The sequence below is a fragment of the Streptomyces sp. NPDC008092 genome (assembly GCF_042957285.1).
Classification (GTDB): domain Bacteria; phylum Actinomycetota; class Actinomycetes; order Streptomycetales; family Streptomycetaceae; genus Streptomyces.
The window spans coordinates 551,734-564,170 of the sequence record NZ_JBIBHY010000004.1 but is presented as its reverse complement, the minus strand read 5'-3'; the positions used below and the strand labels follow the sequence as shown (position 1 = coordinate 564,170).

10 protein-coding genes are annotated in these 12,437 nt (G+C 71.9%); 4 read left to right on the top strand and 6 right to left on the bottom strand.

Annotation, left to right across the window (positions count from 1 at the left end):
- Nucleotides 1–16: 16 nt before the first annotated feature.
- Entirely contained in the window at nucleotides 17–1,105 is a 1,089-nt protein-coding gene (locus tag ACFZB3_RS15490) for a substrate-binding domain-containing protein (protein WP_391375286.1), read from the bottom strand.
- 333 nt (nucleotides 1,106–1,438) lie between these two features.
- Here ACFZB3_RS15490 and ACFZB3_RS15485 point away from each other — a divergent pair, with 333 nt between their 5' ends.
- Nucleotides 1,439–3,967, top strand: coding sequence for a SpoIIE family protein phosphatase (locus ACFZB3_RS15485; protein WP_391375283.1), 2,529 nt, complete (start codon nucleotides 1,439–1,441; stop codon nucleotides 3,965–3,967).
- A complete protein-coding gene (locus tag ACFZB3_RS15480) occupies nucleotides 3,964–5,070 on the top strand; it encodes a substrate-binding domain-containing protein (RefSeq protein WP_391375281.1) in 1,107 nt (368 codons plus the stop codon). Before ACFZB3_RS15485 ends, ACFZB3_RS15480 begins: the two co-directional genes overlap by 4 nt.
- A gap of 63 nt (nucleotides 5,071–5,133) precedes the next feature.
- Here the strand turns inward: ACFZB3_RS15480 and ACFZB3_RS15475 are convergent, their stop codons facing one another.
- Nucleotides 5,134–7,119 (bottom strand): YncE family protein, encoded by a 1,986-nt coding sequence (locus tag ACFZB3_RS15475; RefSeq protein ID WP_391375278.1) that lies wholly within the window; start codon nucleotides 7,117–7,119, stop codon nucleotides 5,134–5,136.
- Nucleotides 7,120–7,405: 286 nt separating this feature from the next.
- A complete protein-coding gene (locus ACFZB3_RS15470; protein WP_391375275.1) occupies nucleotides 7,406–7,594 on the bottom strand; it encodes a helix-turn-helix domain-containing protein in 189 nt (62 codons plus the stop codon).
- Between the two features lie 200 nt (nucleotides 7,595–7,794).
- On the opposite strand from ACFZB3_RS15470, the gene ACFZB3_RS15465 reads away from it, so the two are divergent.
- Nucleotides 7,795–8,172 carry a hypothetical protein gene (locus ACFZB3_RS15465; protein WP_391375272.1) on the top strand — a complete coding sequence of 126 codons (378 nt, stop codon included), beginning with the start codon at nucleotides 7,795–7,797 and terminating at the stop codon, nucleotides 8,170–8,172.
- Between the two features lie 51 nt (nucleotides 8,173–8,223).
- On the opposite strand, the gene ACFZB3_RS15460 is transcribed toward ACFZB3_RS15465, so the two are convergent.
- Together ACFZB3_RS15460 and ACFZB3_RS15455 are read right to left on the bottom strand one after the other, a co-directional pair.
- Complete coding sequence (locus tag ACFZB3_RS15460) at nucleotides 8,224–8,754, bottom strand: hotdog fold thioesterase (protein WP_391375269.1); 531 nt, start codon at nucleotides 8,752–8,754, stop codon at nucleotides 8,224–8,226.
- A 54-nt stretch (nucleotides 8,755–8,808) separates the two neighbouring features.
- Nucleotides 8,809–9,345 carry a winged helix-turn-helix transcriptional regulator gene (locus ACFZB3_RS15455; protein WP_391375266.1) on the bottom strand — a complete coding sequence of 179 codons (537 nt, stop codon included), beginning with the start codon at nucleotides 9,343–9,345 and terminating at the stop codon, nucleotides 8,809–8,811.
- 155 nt (nucleotides 9,346–9,500) lie between these two features.
- Between ACFZB3_RS15455 and ACFZB3_RS15450 the strand changes: the two genes are divergently transcribed.
- Nucleotides 9,501–11,087: an MFS transporter gene (locus tag ACFZB3_RS15450; protein ID WP_391375264.1), complete on the top strand. Its 1,587-nt coding sequence runs from the start codon at nucleotides 9,501–9,503 to the stop codon at nucleotides 11,085–11,087.
- Between the two features lie 184 nt (nucleotides 11,088–11,271).
- Here ACFZB3_RS15450 and ACFZB3_RS15445 read toward each other — a convergent pair whose 3' ends face one another.
- Complete coding sequence (locus ACFZB3_RS15445; protein WP_391375261.1) at nucleotides 11,272–12,432, bottom strand: acyl-CoA dehydrogenase family protein; 1,161 nt, start codon at nucleotides 12,430–12,432, stop codon at nucleotides 11,272–11,274.
- Between the last annotated feature and the right edge of the window lie 5 nt (nucleotides 12,433–12,437).

The window sequence follows — 12,437 nt, the reverse complement described above, 5'->3', positions numbered from 1 at the left end:
CGGCCGCTCCCGCCTGTCAGGTCAGCCCGGCCTTGCGGCAGTCGCCCGCGAGCGGCGGGGGGCAGAGTTGTTCGAGCGTGTACACGCCGTCCCGCACCAAGGTGCTCTCGATGGTGGCAAGGATCACGGGCACCGGAGTGAGCAGCACGGCCGGAACCTCCGCGCCGCTGCGGGTTTTCACCCGCCTGGTGGCCACCCCGTCGAGGCTCCGGCCACGGGCGGCGGCCACGGCCATGGCGCCGCCGGCAGCGGCCTCGGGCCCGAACGGCTTGTAGACGGTCATGTACTGATCGCCGCTGACGATGCGCCGTACGGCTGCGAGTTCGGCGTCCTGCCCGGTGACAGGGGGCAACGGGGTGACCTTGTCGGCCTTGAGCGCGGCGATGCTGCCGGCGGCGAGGCCGTCGTTGGCGGCGTAGACGCCGTCGATGCTGTCGGCCCCCAGGGCGGAGAGGGCTCCGGACATGTTCCGGTTCGCCGCCTCCGCGGCCCACTGGGGGGTGTCGTACTCCTTGGCGATCGTCACCTTCCCCCGGAGTACGGACAGCGCGCCCTGCTTGAACGACAGCGCGTTGGGGTCGCCGGGGTCGCCGTTCATCATCACGATCCGGCCGCCGTGTGCCCTGGCGCCCATGGCCGTCAGCAGCGCCCTGCCCTGGAGCCGGCCGACCTCCTGGCCGTCGAAGGAGACGTAGCCCGCGATCGGGCCCTCGACGAGGCGGTCGTAGGCGATGACCGGGATGTGCGCGGCAGCTGCCTTTCCGACCGAGGCGCCCATGGCTCTGGCATCGACGGCCGTCAGCACGATGGCATCGACCCCGTCGGCGATCGACGAGTCCATCTGCTCCTGCTGGATGGCCACGTCACCCTTGGCGTTGGCGTGCTCGGTCGAGCAGCCGCCGCACAGCTGCCGGATCCGCTGCTCCAGCAGGGGTTTGTCCTGTGTCTCCCAGCGGGCTGTGGTGGAGTCCGGCAGCAGCACGCTGATCTTCCGTGCGTTCCCTGCGCCGGAGGTGCTCCCGGAGCCCGGTCCGCAGGCGGTGACGGACCCGACCGCCGAGACCGCGGCCAGGGCGAGGGCGACGTCCCGAACGCGGGCTTTCATGCGCGAGACCTCCCTCCGCCCGGGAGCGCCGCGGCTGCAACCGCGGCACGGCAGCGTGGCCGGCGAGGGCGGAGCAGGCGGGGCGGGATTCCGGCCGGTGCAGCCAGGGCGGGGCGGGGTTCCGGCCGGTGCCCGCCCGGAGCAGGCGAAAGCCGCACGACGACCACCTCGCCAGTCTGGCACCGGCCCTGGTGAACCGCGAACGCGGTGTCACGCGGCCGAACCGGCACCATCCTGTCTGTTTCGTCCCTCCATGTGCCCTCTGTGCGACTCTGGTATGGGGAGTCACCAGCGGTAGCGGCACCCCGGCACGGACGGGAGGCGGATGCGGAGATGCCTCACCACGGCAGTGCCGGGGCCGGACTCTCGCAGCCGGGAGCGGCCGGGGCCGGCGTCGCGGACACCGGCGCACCACCGGGGCCGCAGACCGTGAGCGTCCGCGCCCTGACGTTCGCCGGAGCGGCGTCGGCGGTGCTCTATGTGCCCGACGCGGGTTCCGACGACCTCCGGACGGTGGACACGGCCGGACGCGCCCCTGCCGAGTACGGGCTGCCGGAGCGCCTGGCCCTGTCCGGCGGCTCGCCCGCGGCCCGCGCCTTCCACGCCGCCCACCCCGTATGGCTGACCCCCGCGGCACTCGCCTCCTGCCCCGAGGGACGCCCGGCGCCGCCGCGAGCCCGGACCTCGCTCGGGGCGTTGCCCCTGGGCGCCGAGGGCGGACGGCTCGGCTGCCTCGTCGTCGTGGGCGCAGGCGAGAACGGCTTCGAAGCCGGGCAGCGGCGCTTCCTGGAGCGCTACGCGGACGCGGTCGCCGCCGTGCTGGAGGCCGGGGCCGCAGAAGGGCCGGCGCCGGCCCTCCTGAGTTCCGCACTGCGCCGGATGCGCGTCGGCTCCTTCGTCCTGGTGCCGGAAACCGGCGTGCTGGACGCGGACGAGACGCTGCGCGAACTGGTCGGCCTCGGGCCGGGCGACTCCGACGGCGGGGCGGACTCCCTGCTCGCGCACGCCCTGCCGGAAGACGTGCACTTGCTGATGCCGGTGCTGGAGCCGTCCGCCGGCACGTCCGGCCGACGGGAACTGGACTTCCGCGTCCGGTGCCCCACCGGGGGGACGCGCTGGCTGAGCCTGAGCTGCCGCGTGGTGGCGGGTGCGGACGACCGGCCGGAGCAGGTGCTGGGTGTGGTGACGGCGATCCCGGTCCCGCACCGCGGCGCCGACGACGTCTCCCGCGTCCAGTGGCTGACCGCGGCACTCGACGAGGCCACCACCGTGCGCGACGTCAGCCACGTGGTGGTCACCGCCCTGCACGCATCCCTGGGCGCCGACCGGGTGGCGCTCGCCGAACTGCGGCACGAACGGCTCCAGGTCACCGGGCTCGACCCGCCGCAGCCCGCCGACTGGCCGCGGACCTGGCGTCTCCAGTGGCGTTCCGAGTGGCCCGACACACCCCTCGGCGCCCTGCCCACCCTGCGGACGGCTCTGCGGGACGGACGCATGCACCTGTGGCCGGCGGGCACCGCCTTCGAACCGGGACTCGACGGCATCGGCCCCGGAGGCCTCGCCGTCCTGCCGCTGCCCGCCAAGGGCGGGGCCGCCGGCGTGTGCCTGATCGGCTGGGACCGGCCGCACGAGTTCGCCCCCAGGGAACGTCCACTGCTGACCGCGACCGCCGCCCTGGCCGGTCAGGCCCTCACCCGCGCCCACGCCCACGACGCCGAGCAGGAACTCGCGACGATGCTGCAGCGCAGCCTGCTGCCGCGACGCCTGCCCGAGCTTCCCGGCGGGATCGCCGTCGCCCGCTACCTGCCCGCCCGGCGAGGACTGCAGGTGGGCGGCGACTGGTACGACGTGATCGCCCTCTCCGAGGACCGGGTGGCGCTGGTCATCGGCGACGTGCAGGGCCACAGCGCCGCGGCCGCGACGGTCATGGGACAGATGCGCACCGCGGTCAGGGCGTACGCGGTGGAGGGCCATCCGCCCGACGTGGTCGTCTCGCACGCCAACCGCCTCCTCGTCGGCATGGAGACGGACGTGTTCGCCACCTGCTGCTACGCCGAACTGGACATGGACGAGGGCGACATCCTGTTCGTCCGGGCCGGGCACGTCGCACCGCTGCTGCGCCATCCCGACGGCAGCACCGAGGAGGTCGAGGTCGAGGGCGGCCTTCCGCTGGGCATCTCCATGGAGGCGGACTTCCCGATGACCGCGGTGGCACTGGCACCCGGGATGATGCTGGCCCTGGTCACCGACGGGCTGATCGAGGCCGCCGATCTCTCCATGGACGAGGGCATGCGCCGCGCACGCGCCACCCTCGCCACGGCCGACCCGTCCGATCCCGGGCGGGTGGCCGACGACCTGCTGGGCGACTACGGCCGCCGCGACGACGACGTGGCGCTGTTGCTGCTGCGCTACGACGGCATGAAGACCCGGCCGATCCGGTCGGGCTGGGTGGTGTGGCGGCTGCCCGACGCCGTCATGCACGCCCGCCGCTTCACCGCACGCACGCTGCGCCGCTGGAAGGTCGAGGCGGCCACCGATCCGGTGCTGCTGGTGGTGTCCGAACTCGTCACCAACGCGCTGATGCACACCCAGGGCGCGGTCCGTCTCGAACTGGTGCTCCGCGGGGACCGGGTACGCGTCTGCGTGAGCGACTCCTCCCCGCGGGCGCCCGCCAAGCCCGTGATCGTGGACTGGGAGTCGACCGGCGGCCGGGGCCTGCTCCTGGTCGAGGCGGTGTCGGAGTCCTTCGGCACGGTGCCGGTGGCCGGCGGCAAGCAGGTGTGCAGCGAGATAGCGGTACCGGGCCGTGAACCGGCCGCTGCGGGCGCGGCGCCGGGCACCGAGGACGGGGGCCGACCATGACGTTCCGCAGCCCACGCATGACGTCCCGTACGCGGTGTGCCGTCGGCGCGCTCGTCGCGGGCCTGCTGACCGTGCCGTCGGCCGCCTGCAGCGGAGGCGGAACGACCACCACGGACAGCTTCACCGTCGGCCTGCTGCTGCCGAGCCGGGCGGTGCCGCGCTGGGAGCACTCCGACAAGCCGCTGATCGAGCAACGGGTGAAACAGCTCTGCCCGCACTGCCACGTCGTCTACGCCAACGCCAACGACGACTCGACGGTCCAGCGGCAGCAGATGATCGCCATGATCACCAAGGGGGTCAGGGTCCTCATCCTCGGCACCACCGACAACCGGGCGCTGCGCTCCACCGTCCAGGAGGCGCACAACGCGGGCGTCCCCGTCGTCGCCTACGACAGGCTCGCCGAGGGGCCGGTCTCGGGCTACGTCAGCTTCGACGGCGCCAAGGTCGGAACGCTGCAGGGCCAGGCGCTCCTCAAGGCCATGCACGCCCCGGCCGGGGGCGGGACCACCGTCGTCATGATGAACGGCGACCCCACCAGCCCCAACGCCGCCTGGTACAAGGAGGGCGCGCTGTCCGTCCTGCAGGGCAAGGTGCGGATCGGCCGTTCCTACGACACCCCGGGCTGGAGCACGGACAACGCGAACGCCAACATGTCCGCCGCCATCTCGGCGCTGGGCCTGGGCCGGATCGACGGCGTCCTGGCCGCCAACGACGCCATGGCCGCAGGCGTCATCTCCGCGTTCAAGACCGCCCACGTCAGGCGCCTTCCACCGGTCACCGGCCAGGACGCCGACCTCGACGCGGTGCGGCGCATCATCGACGGTCAGCAGTCCATGACGGTGTACAAGTCCTTCCGCGCGGAAGCAGAGACAGCCGTCGCCATGGCCGTCGCCCTGGGCCGCGGCGAGAAGCTCCACACCATCGCCACGACGACGACCGACAGCCCCACCACCCACGGCATCCCGTCCGTGCTCCTCACCCCGGTATCCGTGACAACCGCCAACATCGAGCAGACCCTCGTCAAGGACGGCGTGTACACCGTCGCCCAGATCTGCACACCGCGGCTGCGGGGGGCTTGCGAGAAGGCGGGGCTGACTCCTTAGCCGCGGGGCCGCTGCCCGGCGCGTCATCGGATGCACCGGGCCTGGGGGGCCTGGGGGGCGGCCTCAGCTGGTGAAGGTGAAGTACTTCCAGGAGCCGTGCGTGGTCGAGTTCACGGTGTCGTTCGAGGAGTTGTCGATGTAGGACGACCGCACGCGCATCGAGTAGCCGGTCTGGTGCGTGCCGCCCAGTGTCACCACCGACTTGCCCGTGGAGCCGAGCTTGAAGTAGTCGTACCCCGCCGACCGCCAGGCTCCGGCGGAGTAGATCTGGAACTCCAGCTTCTGCGCGCGGCCGGGGTAGGCCGTCATCGTGGTCGTGAGAAGCGGGTCGGTCTTCTTCCGGAAGTAGTACTCGGTGTGCCCGCCGACCTTGGCCGTCCTGTAGTAGCGGCTCAGGCTCAGCGACACCTTGACCTTCGCGCCCACCCGGCTCGTGGCCGTCTTCGGGGCGGTCCGCGCGTCGCCGGAGAAGGACGCGCTCACCGTGGTGTCGCGCTTCAGGGGCAGGGTGACCGACAGGTTGCCCGCGCTGTTGACCGTGCCGGTCTTGACCAGGTACTTGCCCTTGCCGTCGCCCGCGGTGTCCGCGTAGAGCGAGAGCGCCCGGTTCTTGTACGTCGTGCCGAGGTGGGCGGTGAACGTCACGTCACTGGCGTAGTCGTAGACGGCGCCGTTCCTGTTCACGGTCAGGGCCGGCGCGTTCCGGGAGACCTCGACCGTGTCGGAGGCGGTGGCGGCCGTGCGATCGGCGTCGCCGGCATAGGAGACCTTGTACGTGACCTTGCTGCCCGCGGGCGGGACGTCGGTGAAGGAGAAGGTCCCGTCCGCCTTCACCGTCGCGGCGGGGAGTGCCTTGCCGTTCGGGGACTCCAGGTCCGTCCGGGTCACCGCGACGGTGGTCCCCGCGGGCAGCCCGAGCGTGTTCGCGACCTTGCCGGACACGGTCAGCGACCTGGCTCGGGCGGCGGTCGCCGGGGCGTTCACCGTGACGGTGGTGACGGCCTTGCCGGGGTCGGTGACGACGCGCAGGCTGTACTTGCCGGAGAGACCGTGCGTGACCGCGAAGAGCCGGCTGCTGTCGGGTGCGAAGGCGAGGTCGCCGTGGTCGAGGAGGGCCTCTTGGGCGACTCCACCCCGTTCGTCGGTGAAGTTGGCGGTCCGCCTCGGGGTCGTGCCGCCCGGCTCGTAGACGGACACATGGGGGGTGAAGCTGGCGTAGGTGTCCGTGCCCACCGCGACGAGACCGTCCGGCGCGACATCCACCGACCGCTGTGCCCAGTAGCCGCTCGGATACCTGATGGTCTGCGACAGGTCCGAGGTCCGGAAGACCTGCTGGTAGTCGCCTGCCGTGCTGGCCACCACGAGTTCCGTGCCGTCCGGGGTGAGCGCCAGGTCCTCCGCGGTGTTGCCGATGGCGGCGTCCTGCCCGCCGAGGAACGCGGTCCGGTCGGCCGTGCCGGACGACACGTCGTAGATGCCGAGGGTGAAGTAGTACTGGCGCGAGCCGGCCGCCAGGGTGTCGGGAGCGCCGGGTGCCGAGTCCAGCAGGGGAGCGTCCTGCCACGTCCCCTCGGCCTCCTGGGCGAGGGAAACCTGCGGCTGCCCGCCGGACAGGTCGAGAGAGCCGATGTTGCCGTGGCCGGCGCTGCCGTAGCCGAACCAGAGTCTGCCGCCGGCGAGCGCCAGGTGCTGCGGATCCGTGCCGTCACCCGTCGCGTACCGCCCGGCCTCGGTGAGCGTCGCCGTGTCGACGGCCACGATCTCGTCGGCTCCCGGCACGGCGACGTAGACCGTTGCCGAGTCGGCGGAGAGCTCCAGGCCGTCGGCCTGCGGCAGCGAGGTGATCGTCCCGATGACGGTGCCGTCGTAGTCGGTGGCGACGACCTTGCCTCCCGACGGGTCACTGATGAAGACCCGCTGGTGAACGCCGTCCACGATGATGTCGCCGCTGGACGTGATGGGCAGCGCGGCACTGCTGTCGGCGACAGCGGAGCCCGCCGCCGACCCGATCAGGGCGACAGAACCGAGAGTGACCGCGAGCGCTGTCACGACCGAAATGCTGCGCACACGCACAGTGATGCAACCCCCACTAGGAAGACAGGACGCCCACAAGACCCCTGAAGCCCCTTCAGGGTTGTACGGCACACCTGCGCAGGTTTCCGCAGGTCCGACGGGATGCCGCCCAGATGCCGGGCACCTTTTCTGGCAGGCGCGCACTCGGCTCGCTGCGATCGAGGTCGAGCGGGTCGTGGATCGCGACCGGCCGTGGGTGTCCGAAGCACTCGTCAGGCATGCGGCCGACGACGTCCAGCGACGGCACTCAACGGCTGCTGAACTACCCGACCTGGCCACGCTCGCGCCCGGCCCGGCGCCACCGCTCCACCGACCGCTCGCTCACCCGCAGTGCGACGGCGACCTCCCGGTTCTTCTCCCCGGCCTCGAAGCGGACGACAGCCTGCAACCGGATCCACTGGCGCGCGGCCCGCTCGGTATCGGTCAGCCCACCACCCTGTGCGTATCTCACTCCCCAGGACCCAGCGGCGTCAGCAGCCGCTGTCAGACGAACCCTCCCGACATCACTCGATCAAGTTCAGTAGCCGGAATCCCTGCGCTCCGGGAGAACGGCCGCGGGGGCGCTGCGGAGGTGTCCGGTCGGCATGGCCGATGCCCGGTGCCCGAGCTGTTCCGCTGACCTCCAGGCACTGTCGTTGAGAGGCTGGGGGCATGCTGCTGCCGCCAACGCACGGGAAGACCGAACTCATCGAGGTCGTCCGCATCACCGACCCCGTCAGGCACCTCGGTTCGGAGGACCTGGCCGGTGACATTGCCGCGATCTGGGAGGGAGACCAAGCCCGGCAGGCCCTGTCCCTGATCGCCGGTCTGCCGGGAAGCGAGCCGTACCGCTGCTTCCTCCCGGGCTGGGGAATCCGGGCGCACAGCTCCACCGACCAGCTCTTCGAGATCGCCTTCTGCTTCCGCTGTCACGGTGCCCGCGTCTGGGGGCCGGGTCTTCCTGTCGAGCAACAAGGCCAGACCTTCGACGCGGAGAGCCCTGCTGCACTGGAGCTGCTCCGCCGATTCCGCTCCTGCCTGCCGGACTGAGGAACGGTCCCGGCGGGTTCGGGACGCAGACGAGGAGGCCGCCGGGCAGGCTCACTTCTCCTGGCGGCCCCCGACCGGGAACAGCATGCAGCTGCTCGTGGCGTGGGCCAGCAACCGGTCCTCGGAGTCGCGGAGTTCCGCCTGGGCGAGGGCGGTGCGCCGGCCGCTGTTGAGGACGGTGCCGATGGCGCGGATCTTGCCGGTGTCGACGGTGATCGGGCGCAGGAACTTCAGGGTCAGGTCGATCGAGGTGTACCCGGTGCCCTGGGGCAGTACGGACTGCACCGCGCAGCCGGCCGCCGAGTCGAGGAGCGTGGCGTAGACGCCGCCGTGGACGCTGCCTATCGGGTTGTAGTGCTCCTCGCCCGGCACCATGGCGAAGACCGCCCGGCCGTACTCGGCCTCCTCCAGGGCGAAACCCAGGGTGGCGGCGATCGGCGGGGCGGGCAGGCGCCCGGCCAGGATCTCGCGGAGGAAGTCGAGGCCGCTGTGGTGCGGGACGGCCCCGGCGGAGACGGTGGGGTCTCCCCAGCTGAACGTACGTGACCTGGACGTCTGTCCGGGCTGGAAGTCGAGCGTCAAGACAACTCCTCGTGGTGGGTGATCGCGGACGCCGTGGTCGTCCTGCCGGGTGTCTCAGCCGTCGCCGTCGCCGTCGCCGTCGCCGTCGGTTCCGGGGCCGTCCGGGCCGTCCGGGCCGACTCGGATGAGGCCCGGGCCCGCGTCGACGAACGACTCGCCGCGTCGCACGTCGTGGCCGTCGTCGCAGCGCAGCACCGCGTGCACTGCCGCGCCGCAGTCCCGGTGGCGTACGACCACCGGGGGCCCCTGTTCGTCCGCGGCCCAGGTGTCGCCCCACTGCCGCAACGCCGTGAGGACGGGCAGGAAGTCCCGTCCCTTGTCGGTCAGCCGGTAGGCGTACCGGGTCCGCTGGCCGGGTTCCTGGTACGGCACGCGTTCCAGGAGTCCGGCGGCCGTCAGTTCCTTCAGGCGTGCCGCGGCGGCGGGTTCGCCGATGCCCACCCGCCTGGCGAAGTCGTCGAAGCGACGGGTGCCGAAGAACGCCTCGCGCATGATCAGCATCGCCGTCCTGTTGCCGGCGATCTCCAGAGTCCGGGCGACGGAGCAGTTGGCCATGGACCAGGCGTCCCGTTCCTGCACCAGATCCGTCATCTCTCCGCCCTCCGCATCTCTCCACCCCCACCTGACTTGCCTCAAGTGAAGCCAGCCTATAGCGTCGCCGCTGACTTCTGCAATCGTAAGTCAGCTCGGGTCCCCGGGGGCGCGCTGCCGCCCGCTGCCCGCAGCTCGGCCGAGACGAGGACACGATGGCTTCCACCCCCACCCCCGCACCGGGTCGGCTCAAGCGGACCGACCGGCAACCGGGCGACCGGCTCCCCTCCCGCTCCGACCAGCCCTCCCGGCGCGCGGCGGCCGTCACCCTCGTCGCGATGTGCCTGGGGGCGATGACGACCTTCCTGCTGATCACCGCATCGGTGTCGGCCCTCTCGGCCATCCAGGACGACCTGCACGTCTCCCCGACCGGCCTGGTCTGGATCCCCTCCGCGTACACCCTGCTCGTGGCCAGCCTGGTGATGTCCGCGGGCACCATCGGCAAACTCTACGGCCGCAAGCGCGCCTTCCTCGCCGGCGCCGCGGTCATGATCGTCGGGTCGCTCACCGTCTTCGCGGCCGGTTCGACCGGGGGCGTCATCGCCGGTCAGCTCGTCTCCGGCCTCGGCGGCGCCCTCATCCTGCCCAACAGCCTGGCCATCCTGGGGGCCGCCTTCCCGGACCCGCACCGGCGCACCGAGGTCGTCACCGCCTGGGCGGCCGCCTCCGGCATCGGACTCGCCGCGGGGCCGCTGATCGCGGGCACCCTGCTGGACCACTTCCACTGGAACACCGTCTTCCTGTCGACCGCCGCCCTCGCGGTCGTCACCATGGCCGCCGCCGGCTTCGTCGCCGAGTCGCGCGGCCCCGCCGGCAAGCTGGACATCCCGGGCCAGGTGCTGGCCGCCCTCGGCATAGCCGCCCTCGTCTACGCCCTCATCGAATGCGGGCACGACGGCTACACCAGCCCCCGGATCCTGGTCGCCTGGGTCCTCGCGGCCGCGGCGCTGGGCGGGTTCGTCCTCGTCGAGCGGACCGCCCGCACCCCCATGCTGGACATGAGCCTGTTCCGGTCGCCGTCGTTCAGCGCCGTCATGTTCGTCGCGGCCGTCTCGCTGTTCGGCTTCACCGGGGTGGCCATCCTCTCGGTGCTCTTCTACGAGCGGGTCCAGCGGCTCTCCGCCCTGGACGTGGGCTGGCGGCTGCTGGCCTTCTTCGGCGTCTACGTCGTCGTCGCCTACGCGACCGGACGCGTGATCCGCCGTACCGGCTTCAAGCTCCCGCTCACCCTGGGCTTCCTCGTCGGGGCCGCCGCCACGGCCGGGTTCACCACGGTGGATCCGACCACCCCCTACGCCCGGGTGTGGTGGCTGTACGTGCTCTTCGGCGCCGCCTCCGGGATGGTGGCCGCGCCGAGCACGGCCGCCGCCCTGGTCAGCGTCTCCCACGAACACGCCGGCATGGCCTCCGGAGCCGTCAACGCCTTCCGGCAGATCGGGTCGGTCACCGGCTCCGCCCTGCTCGGCGCCCTGCTCGCGAGCCGGCTCCAGTCCCGGCTGCCCGACCGGCTCGACGCGCACCACGTCCCCCGGGCCGCCTGGCCGGCCGTCGAGCACGCCGTCTCCACGGGCACCGGCGGCCACGGGGCGACCCCGCCGAACGTGACCGCCGCGGTCGGCGACGCCTTCACCTCCGGCGTCCACGCCGGCATGACCGTCGTCGCCGTGTTCCTGTGCGCGGCCCTGGTCTCGGCCCTGCTGGTACGCAACCGGCCGCACCACATCACCACGACGGCGAGCTGACGCCACATCAATACCACCGCGACGGCGAGCTGACGCTGCACCACATCACCGCGACGGCGAGCTGACGCTGCACCACATCACCGCGACGGCGAGCTGACGCTGCATCAACACCAACACCAACACCACCGCGAACCGATGCGCCGCCCGGCAGGAAGCCCGTGGCCGCGGAAGCCGTCCGCCGGACTCAGCTCACCAGCCCCAACTCCCGCGCGATCAGCATCCGCTGCACCTCGCTCGTGCCCTCGCCGATCTCCAGGATCTTGGAGTCGCGCCACATCCGGGCCACCGGGTACTCGTTCATGAAGCCGTAGCCGCCGTGGACCTGGGTGGCGTCGCGGGCGTTGTCGACGGCGACAGTGGAGGAGTAGAGCTTGGCGAGGGCCGCCTCCTTCTTGAAGGGCTCGCCTGCGACCAGGCGGGAGGCCGCGTCGCGCCAGGCGAGGCGGGCGGTGTGGGCCTTCATCTCCATGTCGGCGATCTTGAACTGGATGGCCTGGTTGGCGCCGATCGGGCGGCCGAAGGCGTGCCGTTCCTTCGCGTACTTCACCGACTCGTCGACGCAGCCCTGGGCCAGGCCGGTCGCGAGGGCCGCGATGGCGATGCGGCCCTCGTCGAGGATGCGGAGGAACTGGGCGTAGCCGCGGCCCTCCTCACCGAGCAGGTTGGCGGCCGGGACCCGGACGTCGGCGAAGGACAGCTCGCGGGTGTCGGAGGCGTTCCAGCCGACCTTGGAGTAGGGGGCGGCGACCGTGAAGCCGGGGGTGCCGGACGGGACGATGATCGAGGAGATCAGCGGCTTGCCGTCGGGCTTGCGGCCGGTCACCGCGGTGACGGTGACCAGACCCGTGATGTCCGTCCCGGAGTTGGTGATGAAGCACTTGCTGCCGTTGATCACCCACTCGTCGGTGGCAGGGTCGAGCCGGGCCGTCGTACGCGTGGCGCCCGCGTCGCTGCCGCCGTCCGGCTCCGTCAGCCCGAAGGCGCCCAGGAGCTCGCCGGAGCAGAGGCGCGGGAGCCATTCGCGCTTCTGGTCGTCCGTGCCGAAGAGGTGGATCGGCATCGCGCCCAGGGAGACTCCGGCTTCGAGGGTGATGGCGACCGAGGAGTCCACTCGGGCCAGTTCCTCCAGGGCGATGCCGAGCGCGAGGTAGTCGCCGCCCATGCCGCCGTACTCCTCGGGGAACGGCAGTCCGAACAGGCCCATGCGGCCCATCTCGCGGACGATCTCGTACGGGAACTCGTGCCGTTCGTAGAAGTCGCCGATCTTCGGCGCCACGACGTCGTGCGCGAACTCCTCCACCGTGCGGCGGAGTTCTTCCAGTTCGGGGGAGAGGCGGTGGTCCATGGTCG